General features: G+C 60.1%; 27 protein-coding genes and 1 pseudogene. 19 read left to right on the forward strand and 9 right to left on the reverse strand.

Features of this window, described 5'->3' with window-relative positions; genetic code table 11:
* The first annotated feature begins 272 nt into the window (after positions 1-272).
* The 9 genes and pseudogenes from ACZZ0K_RS23345 to ACZZ0K_RS23385 all read left to right on the forward strand — a co-directional run bounded on the left by ACZZ0K_RS23345 (position 273) and on the right by ACZZ0K_RS23385 (position 8791).
* The gene (locus ACZZ0K_RS23345) at positions 273-1394 is read left to right on the forward strand and encodes a Re/Si-specific NAD(P)(+) transhydrogenase subunit alpha (protein ID WP_041476446.1); all 1122 of its coding nucleotides are present in this window, start codon (positions 273-275) and stop codon (positions 1392-1394) included.
* A gap of 15 nt (positions 1395-1409) precedes the next feature.
* On the forward strand, positions 1410-1730 hold the full coding sequence (locus ACZZ0K_RS23350; RefSeq protein WP_217828949.1) for an NAD(P) transhydrogenase subunit alpha part 2: 321 nt from the start codon (positions 1410-1412) through the stop codon (positions 1728-1730).
* Positions 1730-3163, forward strand: coding sequence for an NAD(P)(+) transhydrogenase (Re/Si-specific) subunit beta (locus ACZZ0K_RS23355; RefSeq protein ID WP_041476447.1), 1434 nt, complete (start codon positions 1730-1732; stop codon positions 3161-3163). The genes ACZZ0K_RS23350 and ACZZ0K_RS23355 overlap by 1 nt, the downstream gene beginning before the upstream one ends.
* Positions 3164-3377: 214 nt before the next feature.
* The gene (locus ACZZ0K_RS23360) at positions 3378-4871 is read left to right on the forward strand and encodes an acetyl-CoA hydrolase/transferase family protein (protein ID WP_071173986.1); all 1494 of its coding nucleotides are present in this window, start codon (positions 3378-3380) and stop codon (positions 4869-4871) included.
* 322 nt (positions 4872-5193) lie between these two features.
* Positions 5194-5409, forward strand: a complete 216-nt coding sequence (locus ACZZ0K_RS23365) for a DUF1127 domain-containing protein (RefSeq protein WP_258707417.1) — start codon at positions 5194-5196, stop codon at positions 5407-5409.
* A 333-nt stretch (positions 5410-5742) separates the two neighbouring features.
* Positions 5743-6060: a DUF2388 domain-containing protein gene (locus ACZZ0K_RS23370; RefSeq protein WP_016772298.1), complete on the forward strand. Its 318-nt coding sequence runs from the start codon at positions 5743-5745 to the stop codon at positions 6058-6060.
* 108 nt (positions 6061-6168) lie between these two features.
* Positions 6169-6486: a DUF2388 domain-containing protein gene (locus ACZZ0K_RS23375; protein ID WP_095182269.1), complete on the forward strand. Its 318-nt coding sequence runs from the start codon at positions 6169-6171 to the stop codon at positions 6484-6486.
* 27 nt (positions 6487-6513) lie between these two features.
* Complete coding sequence (locus tag ACZZ0K_RS23380; RefSeq protein WP_041476450.1) at positions 6514-6834, forward strand: DUF2388 domain-containing protein; 321 nt, start codon at positions 6514-6516, stop codon at positions 6832-6834.
* Positions 6831-8791 (forward strand): annotated as a pseudogene (locus ACZZ0K_RS23385) (DUF7844 domain-containing protein). Before ACZZ0K_RS23380 ends, ACZZ0K_RS23385 begins: the two are co-directional and overlap by 4 nt.
* 57 nt (positions 8792-8848) lie before the next feature.
* Here the strand turns inward: ACZZ0K_RS23385 and trpA are convergent.
* Positions 8849-9658, reverse strand: a complete 810-nt coding sequence (trpA, locus tag ACZZ0K_RS23390) for a tryptophan synthase subunit alpha (RefSeq protein ID WP_258707415.1) — start codon at positions 9656-9658, stop codon at positions 8849-8851.
* A complete protein-coding gene (gene trpB / locus ACZZ0K_RS23395) occupies positions 9658-10890 on the reverse strand; it encodes a tryptophan synthase subunit beta (protein ID WP_463559446.1) in 1233 nt (410 codons plus the stop codon). Before trpB ends, trpA begins: the two co-directional genes overlap by 1 nt.
* A 113-nt stretch (positions 10891-11003) precedes the next feature.
* On the opposite strand from trpB, the gene ACZZ0K_RS23400 reads away from it, so the two are divergent.
* The gene (locus ACZZ0K_RS23400) at positions 11004-11921 is read left to right on the forward strand and encodes a LysR family transcriptional regulator (RefSeq protein WP_258707414.1); all 918 of its coding nucleotides are present in this window, start codon (positions 11004-11006) and stop codon (positions 11919-11921) included.
* Here the strand turns inward: ACZZ0K_RS23400 and ACZZ0K_RS23405 are convergent.
* Complete coding sequence (locus tag ACZZ0K_RS23405) at positions 11894-12220, reverse strand: ElaB/YgaM/YqjD family protein (RefSeq protein ID WP_039757078.1); 327 nt, start codon at positions 12218-12220, stop codon at positions 11894-11896. The genes ACZZ0K_RS23400 and ACZZ0K_RS23405 overlap by 28 nt on opposite strands.
* Positions 12221-12386: 166 nt before the next feature.
* Here ACZZ0K_RS23405 and ACZZ0K_RS23410 point away from each other — a divergent pair, with 166 nt between their 5' ends.
* Both ACZZ0K_RS23410 and ACZZ0K_RS23415 read left to right on the forward strand, forming a co-directional pair.
* The gene (locus tag ACZZ0K_RS23410; protein ID WP_016772305.1) at positions 12387-12602 is read left to right on the forward strand and encodes a dodecin; all 216 of its coding nucleotides are present in this window, start codon (positions 12387-12389) and stop codon (positions 12600-12602) included.
* A gap of 129 nt (positions 12603-12731) precedes the next feature.
* On the forward strand, positions 12732-12956 hold the full coding sequence (locus ACZZ0K_RS23415; protein ID WP_016772306.1) for a DUF1161 domain-containing protein: 225 nt from the start codon (positions 12732-12734) through the stop codon (positions 12954-12956).
* Positions 12957-13120: 164 nt separating this feature from the next.
* On the opposite strand, the gene ACZZ0K_RS23420 is transcribed toward ACZZ0K_RS23415, so the two are convergent.
* The gene (locus tag ACZZ0K_RS23420; RefSeq protein ID WP_150637340.1) at positions 13121-14122 is read right to left on the reverse strand and encodes an LLM class flavin-dependent oxidoreductase; all 1002 of its coding nucleotides are present in this window, start codon (positions 14120-14122) and stop codon (positions 13121-13123) included.
* Positions 14123-14362: 240 nt separating this feature from the next.
* On the opposite strand from ACZZ0K_RS23420, the gene ACZZ0K_RS23425 reads away from it, so the two are divergent.
* Complete coding sequence (locus ACZZ0K_RS23425) at positions 14363-14794, forward strand: OsmC family protein (protein ID WP_016772308.1); 432 nt, start codon at positions 14363-14365, stop codon at positions 14792-14794.
* A gap of 240 nt (positions 14795-15034) precedes the next feature.
* On the forward strand, positions 15035-15274 hold the full coding sequence (locus ACZZ0K_RS23430; protein ID WP_252879192.1) for a DUF1161 domain-containing protein: 240 nt from the start codon (positions 15035-15037) through the stop codon (positions 15272-15274).
* 4 nt (positions 15275-15278) lie between these two features.
* Here the strand turns inward: ACZZ0K_RS23430 and ACZZ0K_RS23435 are convergent, their stop codons facing one another.
* Positions 15279-15698 (reverse strand): PA0061/PA0062 family lipoprotein, encoded by a 420-nt coding sequence (locus tag ACZZ0K_RS23435; protein ID WP_150743242.1) that lies wholly within the window; start codon positions 15696-15698, stop codon positions 15279-15281.
* Positions 15699-15738: 40 nt separating this feature from the next.
* Positions 15739-16161, reverse strand: coding sequence for a PA0061/PA0062 family lipoprotein (locus tag ACZZ0K_RS23440; RefSeq protein ID WP_258707413.1), 423 nt, complete (start codon positions 16159-16161; stop codon positions 15739-15741).
* A gap of 57 nt (positions 16162-16218) precedes the next feature.
* On the opposite strand from ACZZ0K_RS23440, the gene ACZZ0K_RS23445 reads away from it, so the two are divergent.
* Positions 16219-17310: an aminopeptidase gene (locus tag ACZZ0K_RS23445; RefSeq protein ID WP_252879190.1), complete on the forward strand. Its 1092-nt coding sequence runs from the start codon at positions 16219-16221 to the stop codon at positions 17308-17310.
* 99 nt (positions 17311-17409) lie between these two features.
* Here ACZZ0K_RS23445 and ACZZ0K_RS23450 read toward each other — a convergent pair whose 3' ends face one another.
* Together ACZZ0K_RS23450 and ACZZ0K_RS23455 are read right to left on the reverse strand one after the other, a co-directional pair.
* Positions 17410-18060: an HAD family hydrolase gene (locus ACZZ0K_RS23450; protein WP_073470769.1), complete on the reverse strand. Its 651-nt coding sequence runs from the start codon at positions 18058-18060 to the stop codon at positions 17410-17412.
* Positions 18061-18088: 28 nt separating this feature from the next.
* The gene (locus ACZZ0K_RS23455; RefSeq protein WP_258707412.1) at positions 18089-18634 is read right to left on the reverse strand and encodes a gamma carbonic anhydrase family protein; all 546 of its coding nucleotides are present in this window, start codon (positions 18632-18634) and stop codon (positions 18089-18091) included.
* 62 nt (positions 18635-18696) lie between these two features.
* Between ACZZ0K_RS23455 and prlC the strand changes: the two genes are divergently transcribed.
* The 3 genes from prlC (at position 18697) to ACZZ0K_RS23470 (ending at position 23203) form a co-directional block, all read left to right on the forward strand.
* A complete protein-coding gene (gene prlC / locus ACZZ0K_RS23460; RefSeq protein WP_164558344.1) occupies positions 18697-20775 on the forward strand; it encodes an oligopeptidase A in 2079 nt (692 codons plus the stop codon).
* A complete protein-coding gene (locus tag ACZZ0K_RS23465; RefSeq protein WP_016772316.1) occupies positions 20772-21062 on the forward strand; it encodes a YheV family putative zinc ribbon protein in 291 nt (96 codons plus the stop codon). The genes prlC and ACZZ0K_RS23465 overlap by 4 nt, the downstream gene beginning before the upstream one ends.
* Positions 21063-21175: 113 nt before the next feature.
* Positions 21176-23203: a M3 family metallopeptidase gene (locus tag ACZZ0K_RS23470; protein WP_258707411.1), complete on the forward strand. Its 2028-nt coding sequence runs from the start codon at positions 21176-21178 to the stop codon at positions 23201-23203.
* A gap of 5 nt (positions 23204-23208) precedes the next feature.
* On the opposite strand, the gene ACZZ0K_RS23475 is transcribed toward ACZZ0K_RS23470, so the two are convergent.
* Positions 23209-23856, reverse strand: a complete 648-nt coding sequence (locus tag ACZZ0K_RS23475; protein WP_024015019.1) for a phosphatase domain-containing protein — start codon at positions 23854-23856, stop codon at positions 23209-23211.
* A gap of 280 nt (positions 23857-24136) precedes the next feature.
* Between ACZZ0K_RS23475 and ACZZ0K_RS23480 the strand changes: the two genes are divergently transcribed.
* Positions 24137-24880, forward strand: a complete 744-nt coding sequence (locus tag ACZZ0K_RS23480; protein ID WP_056791272.1) for a gluconate 2-dehydrogenase subunit 3 family protein — start codon at positions 24137-24139, stop codon at positions 24878-24880.
* Positions 24881-24882 lie beyond the last annotated feature (2 nt).

Genomic DNA, 24882 nt, shown 5'->3' on the forward strand with positions numbered 1-24882 from the left:
TCACGCCACCGATGCGAATTTTTTTCAAATTCAGCCAGAATCCTTGCAGGGCACGGCCTGCAAGGGGTTCAACTGGCCATCTGCGACATTCGGTCACGGCATGACTTGTAGTTAATTTTCCGTCACACGTCATAATCCCTTGAAGGGCATAAAGTTCGCCTGCAAAATGCCGCGCCCCGCCCTGATTCGGCGGGATCGTGCTGATCGGCCGCCCCAGTCGCACCATCCGTAGTGCATGGGTTTACTCAATAAGATCACGCAGGAGATTTGACGTGCACATTGGTGTTCCTCTCGAAACCCAGACCGGTGAAACACGGGTTGCTGCAACCCCGGAAACCATCAAGAAGCTGATCAGCCAAGGCCATAAGGTCACTGTGCAAAGCGGCGCTGGCGTCAAAGCCAGTGTCGTCGACAGTGCCTATGAAGCGGCCGGCGCAAGCATTGGCAGCGCCAATGACGCGTTTGGCGCCGAGCTGATTCTCAAAGTGGTCGCGCCAAGCGATGCCGAACTGCCGCTGATCAAGCGCGGCACGGTGCTCGTGGGCATGCTCAACCCGTTCAACAACGAGACCATCGCGAAGATGGCCGAATGCGGCATTACCGCATTCGCCCTCGAAGCGGCGCCGCGCACCTCGCGGGCGCAGAGTCTTGATGTGTTGTCGTCGCAGGCGAATATCGCCGGCTACAAAGCGGTGTTGCTCGCGGCTCACTATTACCCACGCTTCATGCCGATGCTGATGACTGCTGCGGGTACCGTGAAAGCGGCGCGGGTGCTGATTCTTGGCGCAGGCGTGGCCGGTTTGCAGGCGATTGCCACGGCGAAACGCCTGGGTGCGGTGATCGAAGCGTCCGACGTGCGCCCAGCGGTGAAGGAACAGATCGAATCCCTCGGCGCGAAGTTCGTCGACGTGCCTTACGAGACCGATGAAGAGCGCGAATGCGCCGTCGGTGTCGGCGGTTACGCGCGGCCGATGCCGGCGAGCTGGATGCAGCGTCAGGCCCAGGCCGTGCACGAGCGCGCCAAGCAGGCTGATATCGTCATCACCACTGCGCTGATTCCGGGCCGCAAGGCGCCGACGCTGCTCAGCGCCGAGACCGTGGCGCAGATGAAGCCGGGCTCGGTGGTCATCGACCTCGCGGCCGCTCAGGGTGGCAACTGTCCGCTGACCGTCGCCGATCAGGTCGTTGTGGAAAACGGTGTGACGATCGTCGGTCCGACCAACCTCGCCGGTGAAGTCGCCGCCGACGCTTCGGCGCTGTACGCACGCAACCTGCTGGACTTCCTCAAGCTGGTGTTTACCAAGGAAGGCCAGTTCGACGTCAACCTCGAAGACGACATCGTCGCCGCGTGCCTGATGTGCCGCGACGGCCAAGTCATCCGCAAAAACGCCTAAGCAGGGATTCAGACGATGGAAGAGCTTATCTCCCCCGGTATCTACAACCTGATCATCTTCGTGCTGGCGATTTATGTCGGTTACCACGTGGTCTGGAACGTTACGCCTGCGCTGCACACGCCGTTGATGGCAGTCACCAACGCGATCTCGGCGATCGTGATCGTCGGCGCCATGCTCGCCGCTGCGCTGACAATCACGCCTTTGGGCAAGACCATGGGCACGCTGGCTGTGGCACTGGCGGCGGTCAATGTGTTCGGTGGCTTCCTGGTCACCCGCCGCATGCTTGAGATGTTCAAGAAGAAAGCCCCGAAAGCAAAAGAAGAGGCGCCGAAGTAATGAGCATGAATCTCGTGACGACGCTCTACCTGATCGCGTCGATCTGCTTTATCCAGGCCCTCAAAGGCCTGTCGCACCCGACCACCTCGCGGCGCGGCAACCTGTTCGGCATGCTTGGCATGGCACTGGCCATCATCACCACGGTCGGCCTCATCTATAAGTTGGGCGCTGAACTGGCCACGGCTGGCATCGGTTATGTGATCGTTGGCCTGCTGGTCGGCGGCACCGCCGGTTCGATCATGGCCAAGCGCGTTGAAATGACCAAGATGCCGGAACTGGTAGCGTTCATGCACAGCATGATCGGCCTCGCGGCGGTGTTCATTGCCATTGCGGCGGTAGTTGAGCCGCAGTCGTTGGGTATCGTCAAACAGCTGGGCGATGCGATCCCGGCGGGCAACCGTCTGGAGCTGTTCCTCGGTGCGGCAATCGGTGCGATCACTTTCTCCGGTTCGGTGATTGCCTTTGGCAAGCTCTCGGGCAAGTACAAGTTCCGCCTGTTCCAGGGCGCACCGGTACAGTTCAGTGGCCAGCACAAGCTCAATGCGATTCTGGGTCTGGCAACGCTGGTTCTCGGTCTGACTTTCATGTTCACCGGCAACCTTACGGCGTTCGCACTGATGCTGGCCCTGGCGTTCGTGATGGGCGTGCTGATCATCATCCCGATCGGCGGCGCCGACATGCCGGTGGTGGTGTCGATGCTCAACAGCTATTCCGGCTGGGCGGCGGCGGGCATCGGTTTCTCGCTGAACAACTCGATGCTGATCATTGCCGGCTCGCTGGTGGGTTCGAGCGGTGCGATTCTCTCGTACATCATGTGCAAGGCGATGAACCGCTCCTTCTTTAATGTACTGCTCGGCGGTTTCGGCAATACGGCAGATGCAGGTCCTGCCGGTGCGCAGGAAGCCCGCCCGGTGAAATCCGGCTCGGCGGATGACGCGACTTTCCTGCTGACCAACGCCGACACCGTGATCATCGTCCCGGGTTATGGCTTAGCAGTAGCGCGTGCACAACATGCGCTGAAGGAGCTGACCGAGAAGCTGACCCATCGCGGCGTGACTGTGAAGTACGCGATCCATCCGGTGGCCGGTCGGATGCCTGGGCATATGAACGTCCTGCTCGCCGAGGCCGAAGTGCCTTACGACCAGGTGTTCGAGATGGAAGACATCAACTCCGAGTTCGGTCAGGCCGACGTGGTGCTGGTGCTCGGCGCGAACGACGTGGTCAACCCGGCCGCGAAGAACGATCCGAAGTCACCGATTGCCGGTATGCCGATTCTCGAAGCGTTCAAGGCCAAGACCATCATCGTCAACAAGCGCTCGATGGCCAGCGGCTACGCCGGCCTGGACAACGAACTGTTCTATCTGGACAAAACCATGATGGTTTTCGGCGATGCGAAGAAAGTCATCGAAGACATGGTCAAAGCGGTCGAGTAATTCACCACTGCAATAGCGAACGCCCCGACTTGTCGGGGCGTTTTTGTTTGCGCCAGACGCTGGACAATTTGCCGCGTTGTTGCAGATCCGGTAACGGTGTTTTACTGCAAACCCGCGAAATAGAGGCCTCGTTTGCGACCTTGGTAGCGGGACAGGCGCCGGCCAAATTCACTAGACTGCGCATCCTGCTACTCGTTGCCCGAGATAATAATCCATGTACCGTGACCGTATTCGCCTGCCTTCGTTGTTGGATAAAGTGATGAGCGCTGCCGACGCCGCTGCTCTGATTGAGGACGGCATGACCGTCGGCATGAGCGGTTTCACCCGCGCCGGCGAAGCCAAGGCCGTTCCCCACGCACTGGCCGAGCGCGCCAAGGTCACGCCGCTGAAGATCAGCCTGATGACTGGCGCCAGCCTGGGCAACGACCTCGACAAGCAACTGACCGAGGCCGGCGTGCTGTCGCGGCGCATGCCGTTTCAGGTCGACAGCACGTTGCGCAAGGCAATCAACGCCGGCGAAGTAATGTTCATTGATCAGCATCTCTCGGAAACCGTAGAGCAACTGCGCAACCAACAGTTGAAACTGCCGGACATTGCCGTCATTGAGGCAGTCGCCATCACCGAACAAGGTCATATCGTGCCGACCACGTCGGTGGGCAACTCGGCCAGCTTCGCGATCTTCGCCAAACAAGTGATAGTCGAGATCAACCTGGCCCACAACGCCAACCTCGAAGGCCTGCACGACATCTATATCCCGACGTACCGCCCGACGCGGACGCCAATCCCGCTGGTGAAAGTCGACGATCGCATCGGCAGCACGGCGATCCCGATTCCACCGGAGAAGATCGTTGCGATTGTCATCACTCAGCAGTCGGACTCGCCGTCCACAGTATCGGTACCGGACGTTGATACCAATGCCATTGCCGAACACCTGATCACCTTCTTCAAGCAGGAAGTCGCGGCCGGGCGCATGACCAACAAGCTTGGCCCACTGCAGGCCGGCATCGGCAACATCGCCAACGCGGTGATGTGCGGCTTGATCGACTCGCCGTTCGAAGACCTGACCATGTACTCGGAAGTGCTCCAGGATTCGACTTTCGACCTGATCGATGCCGGCAAGCTGAGCTTCGCCTCGGGCAGTTCGATCACCCTGTCCGAGCGCCGCAACAGCGACGTGTTCGGCAACCTGGAGAAGTACAAGGACAAACTGATTCTGCGGCCGCAGGAGATCTCCAATCACCCGGAAGTGGTGCGGCGCCTGGGCATCATTGGCATCAACACCGCGCTGGAGTTCGACATCTATGGCAACGTCAACTCCACCCATGTCTGCGGTACGCGGATGATGAACGGCATCGGCGGTTCCGGCGACTTCGCACGCAATGCGCATCTGGCGGTATTCGTGACCAAATCGATTGCCAAGGGTGGCGCGATTTCCAGCGTGGTGCCGATGGTCAGCCACGTCGACCATACCGAGCATGACGTCGACATTCTGGTGACCGAAGTCGGCCTCGCCGACCTGCGTGGCCTGGCGCCACGGGAACGTGCACGAGTGATCATCGACAACTGCGTGCATCCGGACTTCCGCCAGGCACTGAATGATTACTTCAGCGCTGCCTGTGCAATCGGCGGTCACACCCCGCATATTCTGCGCGAAGCCCTGAGCTGGCATATGAACCTGGAAGAAACCGGGCGCATGCTGGCAGTGTGATTCACACAGATAACCACCGAGGCAAACACAGTTTTGCCTCGAGGGATGCCCGCGAGAAGCAGGATCGCAAAAAAACTGTACTGCTGTACCGGTCTTTTCCTACCGCAAACTCCTACTCAACCCCCTGATACGAGCCGAAATGCACCAATCAAGTGCAGACAGGTACAGTTTGCCCAATTTCGACCCGTACACCATCCATAAACAGTTAACTGCTCACTCACAATACAAATGAACTGTATCTACAGAGACTATCCAAACGAGAGGATCATGGGCACCAGTCAAACCACTACCTGATCCCGCCACAAGCGGAAGGATGTCAACCATGGAACGTACACTCAGTTCCGAACTGTTCTTCGAAGACAAAGCTGTAAACACCCAGGCTTCCCTGCCTCTGCGCGTTATCTCCAACCTGATGTTGTGGCAGCGCCGCATCTCCAGCCGCCACCAACTGGCCCGTCTGGATTCGCGTCTGCTGGCCGACGCCGGTATCAGCGAAGCACAACGCTACGAAGAGCTGAGCAAGCCGTTCTGGCGCTAAGCAGCGTCGCTGGCTCTGGTCGTCAGACCCACCGCCAGCAACCCGAATTGCACAAGCAAAACCCGTCGTGGGCAGCCACGACGGGTTTTGTCGTTTCAGGGCCTTGAATGCTCTAAAACGCATAACTGAACGAGAACAGGTACAATTTACGAAAGCCTCAGGTAACACCAGTACAGTTATGCAGAACCTTTGGAGTATCACTGGCCACCACTGGGCGAACCGGATTTGGCAGCCTAATATCCATGCAGAACGTGGCGAACGTTGCGCAACAGGCGTCTGACTCCTCAGATACCGAGCCACCTCTCACTACGGTTTATCCAAAGGAGTTACATCATGACCCGTCTTCGCCTGCTCAGTGCCGCCGCCCTGCTGGCCGTGGCTGCCAACGCCAGTGCTACCAGTTTCATCGTCACCACCGACTCGATCGTCGGCGCGCTGAAAGCCACTTCCGACGCCACTTCCGATGTGACCTCCTCGTTCCGTGACGACAAGATCGTCCTCGCCGCCCGCGACGATGCCGCCAGCTTCGTGGCCAGCGAAGGCGATATCCGTGGGGTGAAGCTGGAAAGCGCGCTCGATCACATCCGCCATCAGGCGCCACAACTCAATGCCACCGATGCCCAATTGGCTCAGGCCATTCTGACGCTCTGATCGCTTGCGGTATTGCGGGACACGCCAGCCGTGTCCCGATGTTTCAACGCTGGCTCTGGCCCGGGCATTTGCGCTAGCCTTCAGGCTCGCTAACAGTTGTCGAGTCCCATGCGCTTTCTTCCAACTTTGCTCATCTCTTCTACTCTATTCACCGCCTGCTGGGCGATGTCTGCCAACGCCTTCGATGCTTTCAATGCATCGACCCAAGGTACGGTTGTCAGCGGTTACGCCACCAGCATGGTGTCTTCTGCGCCGTTCGACCGTAAACTGCTGCTCGCCGCCCATGATGACGCGGCCGCCTTCGTCGCCAGTGACGGTGAATGGCGAGGCGCACGGCTGGAATCCGCGCTGCATTACCTGCGCAAAACCCGGCCGAAACTTCATGCCAGCGACCTTGAACTGGCAGAAGCAATTCTCGTCCAATAGTTATCCTTGTCCTTCCGGAGTCGTTCCATGCGTAGCCCGCTGATTGCTGCCGCCCTTGGCCTGTTTGTGTTGGCCGATGTGGCCCAGGCGCACACCCTGGTAGCCACCAGTAACATCATCGTTCGTGCCTCCCAGCGCAGCATCGATTTCACCTCCGATACCACCACGTCGATTCGCGACTCGAAAATCATCCGCGAAGCCCACGACGACGCCGCCAGTTTCGTCGCCAGCAACGGCGACATCCGTGGCGCGCACCTCGAAGCCGCTCTCAACACCTTGCGTACACGGGTGCCGGAAGCGCGCGACGCCAGTGACCAGGTACTCGCCGAAGCCATCCTCGCACTGTGAGGTCCGTTGGCGCCTGGCTGCTGGCCGGGGCGTTGTTGCTGCTTGGCAACAGCGCCCACGCCGGCCTGCAATTGCGGCTCAAGACCGAGGGTCTGAGCCCCGCTCAACAACAGGCCAGTCAGGCGCTGATTGATGAGGCCATGGCGAAACTGCCGCCGAGCTTCATCGAGCGGCTGGATCGGCGTATCGATGTCGGCTGGACCGACGACATGCCGGCCAATGCTTACGGGCAGGCGACGCTGGTTGCCGAACTTGATCTGAATCGCAAGCTTCTCGCAGCTCTCACCGATGGCAGCGCGGCGAAAGAGAAAACCAATCGCCCCCACGGCACTGTGCGCCAGGAACTGCTGGCCACAGTGCTGCACGAAATCACGCATATCTACGACCGCGCGCGTTTATGGCCAAGCGCCGAGCGCACGTTGATCCAGCGCTGCACCCGACGCTTCAACAGCGCCGGGCTGATCGGTATTCCCGATGAGTGTCGCGGGCAGAACGGTCGCCGCTTCACCATCAGCGACGATCCGCGCCTGCTCGATCTGGCCGGGTGGCAACAGTACGTCGGCCGCCGTGGCGAGCGTGAACAACATAACCGGCAGATCGCTCGCAGCCCGGACCTCTACGAAATTTCCAGTCCCAAGGAATATGTCGCGGTCAACATGGAGTACTTCCTCCTCGACCCGAGCTACGCCTGCCGCCGCCCGGCGCTGTATCGCTACTACAAAGAACATTTCGGCTGGGCGCCGCCAGCGCAGGACACCTGCAGCAAGAGCTTTGCCTTTCTCAATGCGGGCAATGACTTCGCCAAGCAACCCTTGGGACAAGTCGATCCGGAACGGGTCTACGCGGTCGATTACCTGCTGGCCGAGGCCAATCAGAACTGGGTCAGTCGCTGGGGCCACAGCATGCTGCGCCTGGTGATCTGCGCCCCGGTCGCCCGCGCGGTCCGGATTGCCGCCTCGACCTTGACCAGCACCTGGTGCTGTCCTATCGCGCCTTCGTTGGCGATGTGCAGCTGTCGAGCTGGGATGGACTGGTCGGCAAATACCCGTCGCGGCTGTTCGTGTTGCCGCTGGCACAGGTGATCGACGAGTACACCAAGACCGAGCTGCGCAGCCTCGCTTCGGTGCCGTTGAGTCTGTCTCGCGAGGAAATCGAAGGCGTGGTCGAACATGCCGCCGAGATGCACTGGAGCTACGACGGCAACTATTTCTTCCTGTCCAACAACTGCGCGGTAGAGGGTTTGAAACTGTTGCGCAGCGGCAGCAATAACAGCCAACTGGTCGGCCTCGACAGCATCATGCCCAACGGCTTGCTGGAAGTGCTCAAGGGCCGTGGTCTGGCCGACACCAGTGTGCTCGACGATCCGAAAGAAGCGCTGCGTCTGGGTTACCGCTTCGACTCGTTCCGCGATCGCTATCAAGCGATGTTCGATGTATTGAAGAAGCAGCTGCCGATCAAGCAGACCACTGTCGAAGACTGGCTGTCACTCAGCGCTGAGCAACGCCGCGAATGGTTCGACCGCGCCGACCTGCGCACCAGCGCGGCGCTGTTGCTGCTTGAGCAGGCGAGTTTCCGCCGACAGTTGTTGCTGGCACAGGATGAGGTCAAGCAACGTTACCTCGGCGCCCGCGAGCTGGAAAACGGCGGCATGGACAAGGCCAACGCGACCTTGCAGGAGATTCTCGCCAACAGTGGTTTCCTCAGCCGCCCGGCGGAACTGCTCGACTCTAAAGGTTACGGACTGCCCCAGCCGAGCGAGTTTGGCCGACTGGAAGCGGAAAGCAGCCAGCGGCAGAAGAAGCTGCTGGCGCTGTCCGGCGACCTCGATACTGAAGTGCGCAAGCTGCTCGAACCCAAGCGCGCCGCCGAGATTGCCGCCAGCGAGGCCAACGTGAAACAGATTGGCGAGCATCTGCGCAAACTGCACAAGGCTTCGGGCGGACTGCAATTGCCCTGAGCACAAAAAAGGCTTCAGAACGCCTGTTCTGAAGCCTTTTTGTTTTCCCCTGCGGCTTTAGAGGCGAGCCTTGCGCACGCCTTGGGACAGCGCCGAACACAGACTCAACACGCCATCGATGGCCTGCTCAGGCGTATCGGCACTGGCGATGTGATCGATCAACGCCGAGCCCACCACCACACCGTCAGCCAGACGCGCGATGGCCGCAGCCTGCTCCGGTGTACGGATACCGAAGCCAATGCTGATCGGCAGGTCGGTATGCCGACGCAGACGTGCAACCGCCTCTTCCACGTGTTCCAGAGTCGCTGCACCGGCGCCGGTGACACCCGCGACCGACACGTAGTAGACAAAACCGGAACTGCCGTTGAGCACACGCGGCAGACGCGCGTCGTCGGTGGTCGGCGTGGTCAGGCGGATGAAATCCAGCCCGGCAGCCTGCGCCGGGTCGCACAGTTCTTCATTGTGCTCTGGTGGCATGTCGACCACGATCAGGCCATCGACGCCGGCATCCTTGGCTTCTGCGATGAAACGCTCGACGCCGAATTTGTGAATCGGGTTGAAGTAACCCATCAACACCAGCGGCGTGTCGCTGTTGCTTTCACGGAATTCGCGCACCATTTGCAGGGTTTTCGCCAGATTCTGTTTGGCGCCCAGGGCGCGAATGTTGGCCAGCTGGATCGCCGGGCCATCGGCCATCGGATCGGTGAACGGCATGCCCAGCTCGATCACATCGGCACCTGCGGCAGGCAGGCCTTTGAGGATTGCCAGCGAAGTGTCGTAGTCAGGATCACCAGCGGTGACGAAGGTCACCAGCGCCGCGCGGTTCTGTTGCTTGAGGTCGGCAAAGCGGGTTTGCAGGCGGCTCATCAGTGTTTCTCCTGCTGCGACTGTTGCATATGGTGCATCACGGTTTGCATGTCCTTGTCGCCACGGCCCGAGAGGTTGACCACCATCAGGTGATCCTTCGGCAGCTTCGGTGCACGTTTGAACACTTCGGCCAGAGCGTGGGCGCTTTCCAGGGCAGGAATGATCCCTTCCAGACGACAGCATTTGTGGAACGCTTCAAGCGCTTCGTCGTCGGTTACCGAGGTGTACTGGACGCGGCCGATGTCGTGCAACCAGGCGTGTTCAGGGCCGATGCCCGGGTAATCGAGGCCAGCGGAAATCGAGTGGGCGTCGATGATCTGGCCGTCGTCGTCCTGCAGCAGGAAAGTCCGGTTACCGTGCAGCACGCCCGGCACACCGCCGTTCAGGCTGGCTGCGTGCTTGCCGGTTTCGATGCCGTAACCGGCGGCTTCGACGCCGATGATCTCCACGCTCTTGTCATCGAGGAACGGGTGGAACAGGCCCATGGCGTTCGAACCGCCACCGATGCATGCCACCAGACTGTCCGGCAGACGACCTTCTTGAGCCTGCACCTGATCGCGGGTTTCCTTGCCGATGACGGCCTGGAAGTCGCGGACCATTGCTGGATAAGGGTGTGGGCCGGCCACGGTGCCGATCAGGTAGAAGGTGTTGTCGACGTTGGTCACCCAGTCACGCAGGGCTTCGTTCATCGCGTCTTTCAGGGTGCCGGTGCCGGCCACCACCGGAATGACTTCAGCGCCCAGCAGCTTCATGCGGAAGACGTTGGCCTGCTGACGTTCGATGTCGGTGGTGCCCATGTAGATCACGCAATCGAGACCGAAACGCGCAGCAACGGTGGCCGTGGCCACGCCGTGCATGCCGGCGCCGGTCTCGGCGATGATGCGCTTTTTGCCCATGCGCCGCGCCAGCAGGATCTGGCCGATGCAGTTGTTGATCTTGTGCGCGCCGGTGTGATTCAGCTCTTCACGCTTGAGGTAGATCTTGGCGCCGCCGCAGAACTCGGTCAGGCGTTCGGCGAAATACAGCGGGCTTGGACGTCCGACGTAATCACGCTGGAAGTAGGCCAATTCTTCTTTGAATGCCGGATCTTCCTTGGCAGCTTCGTATTCGCGGGCCAGGTCGAGGATCAACGGCATCAGGGTTTCCGCTACATAACGGCCACCGAACGCACCGAACAGGCCGTTGGCGTCAGGGCCGTTACGCAGATCAGAGGTGTTCGAAGTCTGGGTCATGGGTCGCTCCAGGTGAATTCGGTCAGAAGACAATGACGACCACTCTACCCCTGACTTTCCAGGCTGAAAACCGATAAGATCGCCGCAACCTGTCAGGAAAACTCACAGATACCATGAGCCACGACCTTCCCCCGCTCAATGCCTTGCGCGCCTTCGAGGCCACCGCCCGTCTGAACAGCGTCAGTCAGGCTGCCGAGCAGCTGCATGTCACTCACGGCGCTGTGAGCCGCCAGCTGAAAGCGCTTGAAGAACATCTCGGCGTGAGCCTGTTCGTCAAGGACGGGCGCGGCTTGAAACTCACAGATGCCGGCGTGCGTCTGCGCGATGCCAGCGCAGAGGCGTTTGATCGCTTGCGCACTGTTTGTGCGGAATTGACCCAAAGCACTGCCGATGCGCCGTTCGTGCTTGGTTGTTCGGGGAGTCTGCTGGCGCGCTGGTTCATTCCGCGCCTGGGGCGGTTGAATGCCGATTTGCCTGATCTGCGACTGCACCTGTCGGCCGGTGAAGGCGATCTCGACCCTCGGCGCCCGGGCCTCGATGCGCTATTGCTGTTCGCCGAGCCACCGTGGCCGGCCGATATGCAGGTCTATGAACTGGCGGCGGAACGCATCGGCCCGGTGATGAGCCCGTTATTCAGCGGTTATCAGAACCTGCACGACGCTCCTGCCGCAGAATTGCTCAAGCAGCCCTTGCTGCACACCACCTCTCGCCCGCAAGCCTGGCCCAGCTGGGCACAGCAAAACCACCTCGATCCCAAGGCGTTGAAGCTCGGGCAAGGTTTTGAGCATTTGTATTATTTGCTGGAGGCGGCTGTTGCAGGTCTCGGCGTGGCAATCGCACCGGAGCCGTTGGTAATCGAAGATCTGAAGGCAGGGCGCCTGGTTGCGCCATGGGGCTTCTGCGAAACCCCGGCGCAACTGGCGTTGTGGCTACCCAAGCGCGCCGCGGACGGGCGCGCCCGGCAACTGGCGCAGTGGCTCAAAAACGAGCTGCGCCAGCCTGATCACTCACCGCGCTTGAACAAAAAGTAGGCAGCGAGCAGACCGATTGCACCGACAGCCACACCGGCTGTGGTCCAAGGATGTTCCTGCGCGTAATCACGAGTGGCAATGCCGGTCTCGCGGGTTTTCACTTTGACTTCTTCGTACGCGTCGCTGAGCAGATGACGGGAATGTTTCAATGCACTTTCGGCATTGCTTTTCAGCGCCTTGAGGGTCTTGCGCGACTCGTCCGAAGCATCGTCTTTCAAGCTTTCCAACGATTTGAGCAGACTCTCGATCTCGGCTTCCATGCTTTGCAACGAGGCTTTACGTAAAGAGGTGTTGGCCATGGTGGCTCTCCTGCATTGGTGATGAGTGGCGTGTGTTGGTTGGGACTTCACCACTTCGAGAAAGTGCAGAAATTCTGAACTTCGGCAGCGCAGAGGCGCCGAAATCAACAGTGCAATTGCCTGCTAGGCTCAATTTCATACGCCATTCCAACCCAAGGAGAACGCCATGAGTGACCATCACACGTACAAGAAAGTCGAGCTGGTCGGTTCGTCCACCACCAGCATCGAAGACGCCATCAACAACGCACTGGCCGAAGCCAACAAAACCCTGCGCAATCTGGAATGGTTTGAAGTGACCGAAACCCGTGGCCACATCGAAAACGGCCAGGTGGCGCACTTTCAGGTAACGCTGAAAGTCGGCTTCAAGATTGCCGCCAGCTGAGTTTGAGCTAGTCTTCTGAACTTGCGCGCTGGCCGAGTGCCATAGGGAATGGCAAAGCGCTACAAGGTGAGCGCATCGGGTGGATGACCCGATGCCCGCCTCATTCAATCCGACCAGGGAGTGCGACCGATGAAGAAGTTCATGTTGGCAGTAGGTTTGTTGAGCCTTGCGGGTGGTGCGTTTGCAGCCGGCAAGCCTTGTGAAGAGCTGAAAAGCGAAATCGCCGCGAAGCTCGACGCCAAAGGCGTATCCGGTTATTCGCTGGAAGTTGTCGACAAGGGTGCGGCCGCTGATGGCGACGTCGTCGGCAGTTGCGAAGGCGGCAGCAAGGAAATCGTCTACAAGCGAGGTTGATTGCGCCTGAAATACGAAAGCCGACGCGGATGCGTCGGCTTTTTTGTGGACGATGATTTTCCGGGTAGGAGCTGCGGGACGCTGCGATATTTTGATCTTGATTTCAAATCATAATCAAAAGATCGCAGCCTCGTTGCACTCGACAGCTCCTACAAGGGTTCGCGTTATCCCTTCATGACTTGGGCCAGCAATTCGTAGGAATGGATGCGATCGGCGTGTTCGTAAAGATCACTGGTGAAAATCAGCTCATCCGCCTGGGTCTGCTCGATCAACACTTCCAGTTTGGCGCGGATCTTCTGCGGGCCGCCGACCATGGCGAGACCGAGGAAATCGCCCACCGCTTCACGTTCATGGGGCAGCCACAGGCCGTCCATGGTTTTCACCGGTGGACGCTGCACCAGGCTCTGGCCACGCATCAGCGCAAGAATGCGCTGGTACACAGACGTCGCCAGGTAATCGGCTTGCTCATCGGTATCCGCTGCCACCAGCGGCACGCCGAGCATCACGTACGGCTTGTCGAGCACCGCCGACGGTTTGAAGTGATTGCGGTAGATGCGGATCGCCTCGTGCATGAAGCGCGGCGCGAAGTGCGAGGCGAAGGCGTAAGGCAAGCCGCGCTCACCCGCCAATTGCGCACTGAACAGGCTTGAGCCGAGCAGCCAGACCGGCACGTTGGTGCCGGTGCCGGGCATGGCGATCACCCGTTGTTCCGGAGTGCGCGGACCGAGGTAGCGCATCAGTTCGGAAACGTCTTCAGGGAAGTCGTCAGCGCTGCCCGAGCGCTCACGGCGCAAGGCGCGGGCGGTCATCTGGTCAGAGCCGGGCGCGCGACCCAGACCCAGGTCGATCCGTCCCGGGTACAGGCTCTCGAGGGTGCCGAACTGCTCGGCGATCACCAGCGGCGCATGGTTGGGCAGCATTACCCCGCCGGAACCGACGCGGATCGTCGACGTGCCTCCGGCCAGATAACCGAGCAACACCGAAGTTGCCGAACTGGCGATGCCGTCCATGTTGTGATGTTCGGCGACCCAGAAGCGCGTGTAGCCGAATTTCTCGGCATGCTGCGCCAGGTCCAGCGAGTTGCGCAGCGATTGCGCCGCGCTGCCGTTTTCGCGTACCGGCACCAAGTCGAGGGTGGAAAATTTTACGTCGGACAGTTTTTTCATGAACCTGCATCTCCGGGTGGGGAGGCAGGTTTTTCTTGCGAGCGAAAACCTGCCAAATCCATAAGCGTGTTTTATGGAATGAGGGCATATACCCGAGATTCAATAGCAGCGACGAAATTTCCTACTAAAAAAGTCAACGATTCAGCCAGGCTGAACTTTGTTCCGCCGTCTATCCTCAGAAGCCTTGCTAGTAAAAACCGCGACGGCGCGGCGTTCCGCGCCACATTTGAGGAGGCAGACATGGCTATCGTGAAAAAGGCATCGGCGCATTGGGAAGGCGATCTGAAAACCGGTCTCGGCTCGATCTCCACCGAAACCGGCGTACTGCGGGAAGCACCGTACGGCTTCAAGGCGCGCTTTGAGGGCGGCAAGGGCACCAACCCGGAAGAACTGATCGGCGCGGCTCACGCCGGCTGCTTCTCCATGGCGTTTTCGATGATTCTCGGCGATGCCGGCCTGAAGGCAGACAGCATCGACACCAACGCTGAAGTCACCCTCGATCAGGTTGACGGCGGCTTCGCAATCACTGCGGTAAAGCTGATTCTCAAGGCGAAGATTCCAGGCGCAACTCAGCAGCAGTTTGAAGAACTGAGCAACAAGGCCAAGGAAGGTTGCCCGGTTTCCAAGGTGCTGAATGCGAAGATCACGCTTGAGGCTTCGCTCGTCAGCTGATTCGGCGTTTGCCGGGCTGACGCCTTCGCGAGCAGGCTCGCTCCCACAGGGGATTTGTGCACGTCGCGGATCCAGTGTGGGAGCGAGCCTGCTCGCGAACGCAGTCTCGAAACCAGCTCAGCGGCCGGCAATTAATACAAGGTGTGAGCAAAGTCAGAACCCGCTCCGCAGAATTGTGGTCGAATAATCGACAGCAGCTTCAGCGCACACCCGTGCGCGCTGCCTCAAGGAGCTTCATCGATGAAACGTATTGGCTTGGCGATCCTTTGCAGTGCATTGGCCACTTCCGCTTTCGCAGCCCCCAAGGACTGCGAAAAGCTCAAAAAAGAAATCGAGGTCAAAATTCAGGCGAAAGCGGTCCCTACGTACACCCTGGAAATCATCACGGCGGAGGAGGCGAAGCAGCATGACTCAGCCATGATCGTCGGTTCTTGCGAGAACGGCACCAAACGGATCATCTACCAGAAAAACGACAGCTGAAGCGCTAGATGATGCAGTGGAACTCGCGGTCTTCAGCAACGATCTCGCGCTTGGCATTGTACAAACGCGCGCTCGGCGTAAACGCCAGCGAGCGGCCTTCCAAGAGATAACGCTGGCCGGCCTCGAAGTGGTCATAGCGGATCGTCAGATAACACAAACGCTCCACCGGGCCGGTGAGCAGACTGCCACCACCGCCAAACACTTCGAAGTCGAAACGCACCCGCAGCTCGTGGCTGCCGGGCGTCACCTGAAAGAAGCGCCCGTCGCTCAAGCGCTGGTTATCGAGACGCTCGGCCATCAGCAACTTGCCGCCGGGGCTTGGCGTAGAGAAGTCGACCCAGGCCATGTGCGGGTCAACCGGTGGCAATGGCGTCTGGCAACCGGCGACAAGACCGACAACGAGCAACAGCAGCAAGGTACGCATGATGGATATCCGCAGATTCGAATAGCCAGCATAGCGCCGATCAACTGCTCTGACAGCCCGCCGGTGTGCCCTGACCGACAACCTTGCGCTTTTCGTCATACAGCTTGGCCCAAGGCCGGAAGCCGATGCTGCCCGCCTGCAGCTGATAGCGCTGGCCGGCATTGAAATCCTTGAATTTCACGCTCAACTGGCAATCGCGCCACAGCGGTTCGGCAGTCGGGCCGATGTTGGTGGCTTCGACCGGGAATTGATAGCGCACCTTCAGCTCATGGCTGCCGGGCTGCACTTCGAAATAGCGTTTGTCGATGGCCTGGGTGGCATCGACTTGTACGGCTTGCAGCGCCGTGTCGTGTTGGCGAGCGTCAAGATCGATCCAGGCTTGCGAGGGGTCGGGGTCGGGAATTCCGAATCCGGCACAACCGGCCAGCGTCAGCAGGCCTCCTGTCAGCATCAACATGCGCATAGCGGTGCTCCTTGAGGCGGGATAGTCTTGGGCAGACTTTCCGGGGAATTTCTTATTTTGATCAGGCCGCTTTCCAGCCTTGGGTTACTTGATCGCGTTTTTCCGATTTTGTTTCCGGGTGTGTTGTTTTTGTTGCTCAACGGTTGCGCCAGCGTCAGCTACTACAGCCAGTTGGCCAGCGGACAATTGCAATTGCTGCGCGCGCGGGAGCCAGTGGAAAAGGTCATTGCCGACCCAAGCCGCGACGCCAGATTGCGCGCGCATCTGACCCAATCGCAAAAGGCCCGCACGTTCGCCAGTGAGCATCTGCACCTGCCGGACAACCAGAGCTATCGTCTGTACGCCGACCTCGGCCGGCCGTTCGTGGTGTGGAACGTGTTCGCCACCGCAGAGTTTTCCCTCACGCCGCAAAATCATTGCTTCCCGATCGCCGGCTGCGTGGCCTATCGCGGCTACTACAGCCAGAGCGCCGCCCGTGGCGAAGCGGCGATTCAGCGATTGCAGGGCATGGACGTGTCGATCGGCGGAGTCGAGGCGTACTCAACGCTCGGCTGGTTCAATGACCCGATCCTCAATTCGATGATGGGCTGGGGCGATGAGCGATTGGCCACGCTGATCTTTCATGAACTGGCGCACCAGAAGTTCTATGTGAAGGACGACACCGAGTTCAACGAGTCATTCGCCACCTTCGTCGAGCAGGAAGGCACGCGGCAGTGGCGCTTATTTCGTGGGCTGCCGGCGGAGTCGGATGCCAGGCTCAAGCAGCGTGATCAGTTCATCGAACTGGTACTCGCCACGCGTTCACGACTGGAAAAGCTCTATGCGCAGCCGCTGTCGGTTGAGCAAATGCGTGAGCGCAAAGCAGCTGAATTCGAGCGCTTGCGCCGGGAGTATCGGGTAATGCGCGACAGTCAGTGGGGCGGGGACAAGCGCTATGACGCCTGGGTCAATGCGCCGCTGAACAACGCGCGACTGTTGCCGTTCGGGCTGTATGACCAGTGGGTGCCGGCGTTTGCGGCGCTGTTCAACCAAGTGGGTGGGGATTGGCTGAGGTTCTATGCCGAGGTTGAGCGGTTGGGGCGATTGCCGGTTGATGAGCGTAAGGCGGCTTTGAGGGCCTTGGCAGTTCCTGAGTCCACCAGCGGCTGAACGGGCCTCATCGCTGGCAAGCCAGCTCCCACAGGGACAGCGGTGAGCCTGAAGAATCGCTAACCTGTGGGAGCTGGCTTGCCAGCGATAGCCATCTGCTCAGCGCTGCAAAAAAGCCTGATGCAACGCATTCAAAGTTTCAAAGTGATAAGCCGGCGATTCGGCGTTCAATTCCTCGAAGCTGCCAAACCCATAGCCCACCGCCGCCGCATCCAGGCCGTTGCTGCGGGCGCCGATCAGGTCATGCTTGCGATCACCGATCATCAGGGTCTGTGCCGGGTCCAGGCGTTCTTCCTCAAGCAGATGCGCAATCAACTCAACCTTGTTGGTCCGCGTGCCGTCCAGCTCGCTGCCGTAGATCACTTTGAAATGCCGGGCGAAGTCGAAGTGCCGGGCGATCTCGCGGGCGAACACCCACGGTTTGGACGTTGCGATGTACAACTGCCGCCCCTGCCCGCTCAAGGTTTCCAGCAACGGCGTCACTCCGTCGAACACCCGATTCTCGTAGAGGCCGGTGACCTTGAAGCGCTCGCGATAGAAATTCACCGCTTCCCAGGCCCTGGCCTCGTCGAAGTCATAGAACTGCATGAACGCTTGCAGCAGCGGCGGGCCGATGAAGTGTTCCAGTTTGCTCAGGTCCGGTTCGTCGATGCCGAGATTGGCCAAGGCAAATTGAATTGAGCGGGTGATGCCCTCACGCGGGTCGGTCAGGGTGCCATCGAGGTCGAACAGTACAGTCTGGTAATGCATGGAAATTCCCGAGCAGGTGTAGGGCGATTCAGAGCTGGTCGTAGCCTTCGGCCAGATGCAGGTCCTTGAGCTTGACGTAATTCGCCGCGCTGTAGGTGAAGAAGGCGTTTTCCTTTTCGGTCAGCGGGCGCACTTGCTTGACCGGGCTGCCGACATACAGGAAGCCGCTCTGCAGGCGCTTGCCCGGCGGCACCAGGCTGCCGGCGCCGATGATCACATCGTCCTCGACCACGGCGCCGTCCATGACGATGCTGCCCATGCCGATCAATACGCGGCTGCCCACGGTGCAGCCGTGCAGCATGACCTTGTGGGCGATGGTCACGTCATCGCCGATCAGCAAGGGAAAACCGTCCGGGTTGAACGGGCCGGCGTGGGTGATGTGCAGCACACAGCCGTCCTGCACGCTGGTGCGCGCACCGATGCGGATGCGGTGCATGTCGCCACGGATCACCGTCAGCGGCCAGACCGAGCTGTCTGCGCCAATTTCGACGTCGCCGATCACCACCGCCGAACCGTCGACGAATGCGCCGATGCTCAGGCGTGGGGTGTGATTCTGGTATTTGCGAAGGGACACGATTAGTTCTCTCTCTGTCGCCGATAGCTGCGGTGAGTGTCGATTGTAATTAAGATGGGCGCATGTTTCTTCCAGCCAAGGTGCCAACCGTGAGCGTGAACAACCCTCTTTTGCAGTCCTACGACCTGCCGCCGTTCTCCACGATCCGTGCCGAACACGTCCTGCCCGCCATCGAAACCATTCTCGCGGACAACCGCGCCGCCATCGCCGAAATTCTCAAGACCCAGGGCAAGAACCCGACCTGGGCCGGTCTGGTGCTGGCGATGGACGAACTCAACGATCGCCTCGGTGCGGCATGGAGCCCGGTCAGCCATCTTAACGCCGTGTGCAACAGCGCCGAATTGCGTGAAGCCTACGAGTCGTGCCTGCCGGCTCTGAGCGCCTACTCCACCGAGATGGGCCAGAACCGCGAACTGTTCCAGGCGTATGAAGCGCTGGCCAACAGTCCGGAAGCTGCCAATTTCGACGTCGCGCAAAAAACCATTCTGGAACACGCCCTGCGCGATTTCCGTCTGTCGGGTATCGATCTGCCGGAAGCCGAGCAGAAACGTTACGCCGAAGTGCAGAGCAAGCTGTCCGAGCTCGGCAGCCGCTTCTCCAACCAATTGCTCGACGCCACTCAGGCGTGGACCAAACACATTACCGATGAAGCCGCCCTCGCCGGCCTGACCGATTCGGCCAAGGCGCAAATGGCTGCCGCCGCCCAGGCCAAAGGTCTGGATGGCTGGTTGATCACTCTGGAATTCCCCAGCTATTACGCGGTGATGACCTACGCGCAAGACCGCGCGCTGCGCGAAGAAGTCTACGCCGCCTATTGCACCCGTGCCTCGGATCAAGGCCCGAATGCTGGCCAGAACGACAACGGCCCGGTGATGGAAGAGATCCTCGACCTGCGCCAGGAACTGGCCCGACTGCTGGGCTTCGCCAGTTTCGCCGAGCTGAGCCTGGCGACGAAAATGGCCGAATCCAGCGATCAGGTGCTGAGCTTCCTGCGGGATCTGGCCCAGCGCAGCAAGCCGTTCGCCGCGCAGGATCTGCAACAGCTGCGCGCTTACGCTGCCGAACAGGGCTGCGCCGATCTGCAAAGCTGGGACAGTGGTTTCTACGGTGAAAAACTTCGCGAGCAGCGTTACAGCGTCGCCCAGGAAACCCTGCGTGCCTACTTCCCGATCGATAAGGTCCTGAGCGGTCTGTTCGCCATCGTCCAGCGTTTGTACGGCATCGAGATCGCCGAGCAGAAAGGCTTCGACACCTGGCATCCGGACGTCCGCCTGTTCGAGATCAAGGAAAACGGCCAGCACGTCGGCCGCTTCTTCTTCGACCTGTATGCCCGCGCCAACAAGCGTGGCGGCGCGTGGATGGATGGCGCCCGCGACCGTCGTCGCACCGTCGACGGCGTGCTGCAAAGCCCGGTCGCCAATCTGGTGTGCAACTTCACCCCGGCCGACAGCGGCAAGCCTGCGCTGCTGACCCACGATGAAGTGACCACCCTGTTCCACGAGTTCGGCCACGGCCTGCATCACCTGCTGACCCGCGTCGAACACGCTGGCGTATCCGGCATCAATGGCGTGGCCTGGGATGCGGTCGAGCTGCCAAGCCAGTTCATGGAAAACTGGTGCTGGGAGCCGGAAGGCCTCGCGCTGATCTCCGGCCACTACGAGACCGGCGAGCCACTGCCGCAGGACCTGCTGGAAAAAATGCTCGCGGCGAAGAATTTCCAGTCCGGGCTGATGATGGTGCGTCAGCTGGAGTTTTCGCTGTTCGACTTCGAACTGCACGCCACCCACGGCGATGGCCGCAGCGTGGCCCAAGTGCTGGAGGGCGTGCGTGACGAGGTGTCGGTGATGCGTCCACCGGCGTACAACCGCTTCCCCAACAGTTTCGCGCACATTTTTGCCGGTGGTTACGCAGCCGGTTACTACAGCTACAAGTGGGCCGAAGTGTTGTCCGCCGACGCCTTCTCGAAATTCGAGGAGGACGGCGTGCTCAACGCTGAAACCGGTCGTGCGTTCCGCGAAGCGATTCTGGCGCGCGGCGGTTCACAGGCACCGATGGTGCTGTTCGTCGACTTCCGTGGCCGTGAGCCATCGATCGACGCGCTGCTGCGCCACAGCGGTCTGAGTGAGGACGCGGCAGCATGAGCGACGGCCCTGTGATCACCAAGAAGCGCTTCATCGCCGGGGCGGTCTGCCCGGCGTGCAGCGAGCCGGACAAGTTGATGATGTGGAACGAAGACGGCGTGCCGCACCGCGAATGCGTGGCCTGCGGTTACTCCGACACGCTCAACGAGCAAGGCCTGTCGGTGCCCAAAGAGCTGGGCACGCGGGTCAATACCAGCGCGCTGAAGCCTGCCGCCGACAAAAAGGTTCAGGCGGTGCAGTTTTTCCCCAACCCCAAGTTGAAGAAAAAGCCCGACGAGCAACAATGACAACGACCGCTGCCTGCCGATCATCGTCGGCAGGTGGCGGTATCTATTCACCACCTTGCCCCTGCGCTTCCTGATTAGGCTGGCCAATCCAGCCCTCTCTCACGGAAGACGCCATGCCTGACACCAACCCACTCCTGCAACATTGGCAGTTGCCGCCCTGGTCGGCGATACGCGCCGAGCACTTGCTGCCAGCAGTCGAGCGCATCGTTGCCGACAACCTGCTGATCATCGAAAACGTCATCGCCACTCAGGTCGATCATCCCAACTGGGACGACGTGGTAATTGCCATCGATGAAGCCGATGCGCGCCTGGATGAAACCATGGCAATCATCGAATTCCTCTCGATCAGTCATGCCGATGAGCCCCAGTGGTTGATGCAGGAAGCCCTGAGTACGCACGCCGCGCAGCGTTACAAGACTGCGAAGGCCGGCAATCGACAGTTGCTCCAGGTTTATCAACGATTGGCACAGAGCTCCATAGCCGCCAGCTTCAGCGATGCACGCAAAGCCTCGCTGGCGAAAATCCTGCGCCGGTTTCACTTGGCCGGCAGTGAATTGTCGAGTGCGCAGCGCAAGGATCTGACGCGATTGAACGGCGAAATCGATCTGCTGGAAAAGCGCTTCATGAGCAACCTCAAATCGGTCAACGCGGCATGGAGCAAAGACATCGACGATGCCTCGCTATTGGCGGGACTGCCGGCCGAAATGCGGGCGCATCTGGCCACCAATGCCGACAAGGCCGGCCTGCCCGGGTGGCGGCTGACCCTGGATCAGAACACTTACCAACAGGTCATGAGGCGGGCACAACACCGCGGACTGCGCGAGGAGTATTTCAAAGCCTGGTGCACCCGCGCTTCGGACCAGGGGCCACAGGCCGGTCGCTTCGATAACGGGCCGGTTTTGCAGACGCTGCTGGCCGCACGTCATGCCAAAGCCCGGCTCTTGGGTTTTGACAACTTTGCCCATCTGCGCCTGCACAACCGTATGGCTACCGGTACCGATCAGGTTGGCCGTTTTCTGCGCCAGCAGATCGCCCGCAATGCCGTGTCACTGGCGGGCGAGACCGATGATTTGCAGGCCTTGGCCCGCGAGCACGGGGTTGAACAGCTAGAAGCGTGGGATCACGATTTCCTCGCCGAGCAATTACGCCTGAAGCAGTCCGGCGGCGCGGAGCAGGACCTGCGCGAGTTCTTCGCGCTGCAAGCCACACTGCACAGCCTCTGCCGTTTCAGCGAGCATATGTTCGGTATCAGCATCAGCGAAAATACCGTCCACGAGCGTTTCGCAGAAAATGTGCGCCTGTTCGAAATCAGCGAGCGTCAGCAACCGGTTGGTTACATCTACATCGACCCGTTCCACCGCGACGCGGGCAACGACTATGCCTGGACCGGTGTACTGCGCAATCGACGAATCACCGCCGAAGGCCGACCATTACTGCCGATTGCCTCGCTTCAATGCAATTACCCGGCAGCGGAAAACGGGCAAACGCACCTGCTGGATCCGCAGGATCTGCGCGTTCTGCTGCACGAATTCGGCCATTGCCTGCATCACGTGCTGACGCGTTCGCCGCATTACAACCTGTCCGGCATTTCGCATCTGAGCCGCGACGCTGCCGAGTTCGTCGGGCAACTGTTCGAAAAATGGGCGTTATCCGGGCAATTCCTGCGCTGGCTGGGTACGCATCACCAGAGCGGTGAGCGTCTCTCCGAAGCGCAGGCCAATACCGCGTTTTCCGCCACAGGCATCCAGCGCAGCCGGGAGACGGCAATGCTGTTGCTGAACGCGCTGGTCGACTTCGAACTGCACCGCTGTCACGGTGACGGTCGCACTGTTCAGCAAGTAGTCGAGGATGTGCAAAGTGAGTTCGCGCACCTGTCCATCCCGGCCTACTGCCGCTTCGCCAACAGCTGCGATTATCTGGTTACCGGTTATGAGGCTTCGCTGTACGCCTACAAATGGTCGGGTGTGCTGGCGAGCGAGGCGTTCAAGCGCTTCGAACGTGAAGGTCTGTTCAACGAACAGACGGGCCGCGACATGCGCGAACACCTGCTCTCGGGGGACAGGCAGGCACTGCCCGCCGCACTGCAAGCCTTTCTCGGAAAACCCATCGACAACGCGCTATTTCCTGCGCCAGCCGCTTGAGCTGATCAACGCTGAACGTGGGCCGAGTCGAACCAGCTCTTCATCGAGCACATGGCGAATGCACTGGTGCTGCATTCGCCATTGATCAAGGCTTCGTGCAAGCGGTCGACGTCGGCTTGCATCACGTAACGCACGCTGTCATGAAAGTGCTGGCTGTCACCAAATCCGCCCTCGGTCATTTCCTTGAGCGCCTGCTCTTTGCTCCAGCCCTGCACCACCACCCGGTACATCGCCGCCATCAGACCGGTGCGGTCAGAACCGTGCTTGCAGTGCATGAGCACCGGGCCGTCAGCTTCGGCGGACTGAATCGCGCGCAGAGCCTTGAGCACATCGCTGTCGTCGACGTGGTTGGTGCGATACGGCAGCTGCACTTGCTTGATGCCCGGCGCGGAGAGCCAGTCGCTATCAGCGTCAGGCAGGAAGTTGATCACCGTGACGACATGCAGATCGTTCAACAGCGGCACCGCACTGCGGCTGGGCAAGGCGCTGCGATACAGCGTCGGTGACATGCGGAACAGGTTGAACTGCGCCTCTACCGGTTGCGCCCACTCGGCCGGGCGAGATGGCGTGGCGTCGGCCGCCCGGGCGGCAATGCCATGCAACAGTGCAACAAGCGAAAAACATAACGCGGGGAAAAAGCGCACTCGAGACATGCTGGGCTGACCGTTTCGGCAATCTTCATGGGAGGAATTGCAGCTTCGCTATCAAGCGGTCAATACGCCGTGAGCCGGCCGTCAAAGAAACGTGAATCGGCGCCTCGCCGGGCTTTTTTCCGTGCAAACGGTTTTTCTTGATGCTTAGCCTGCTACCATTTGTCACATGATGTTGCAGAGGGAACGGCTTTTACCCGACCGGACCCTGATCGTCGCAACGCAAAATTCCTCGAGCTGCTCGCAGAAGCGGCTGACTTCTATGCCTGATGAGGTGCCCCCCATGTCTGATCAAGATCGAGACAACCCGCGGCGTGAGTTCTTGCGCAAATCCCTGACCCTGATTCCGGTGGTCACGCTTGCCGGTACCGGCCTGGGCAGCAGCGTGCTGCAAGCCGCACCTGAAAGCACACCGGCGCCGGCCGCAGCAAAACCGGCCTCTGTCGCTGGTGACTATCAGCCGAGCTTTTTCACCGCTGAAGAATGGGCATTCATCAATGCCGCCGTCGCCCAGTTGATCCCCAACGACGCGCAAGGCCCCGGTGCCCTCGAAGCCGGCGTGCCGGAATACATCGACCGGCAAATGAACACCCCGTACGCCGCCGGTGCCCTGTGGTACATGCAAGGCCCGTTCAATGCCGACGCCGCACCCGAGATGGGTTGGCAGAGCAAACTGGTGCCCAAAGACATCTATCGCCTCGGCATCGCCGCCACGGATCAGTGGGTAAAAGGTTTGAGCGGTAAAACATTTGCCGAGCAAGACAGCGCTACCCGAGACGATTTGCTCAAGCAACTGGAAGCCGGCAAGCCGCAGTTCGATGCGGTGCCGGCGAAGATCTTCTTCAATCTGCTGCTGCAAAATACCAAGGAAGGTTTCTTCTGTGACCCGATCCACGGTGGCAATAAAGGCATGGTCGGCTGGACCATGATCGGTTTCCCCGGCGCCCGCGCCGATTTCATGGATTGGGTGGAACGCAACGAGCAATACCCCTTCCCGGCAGTGTCGATTCGCGGCGAGAGGGCGTAAGC

Source organism: Pseudomonas sp. AC255, assembly GCF_979258175.1.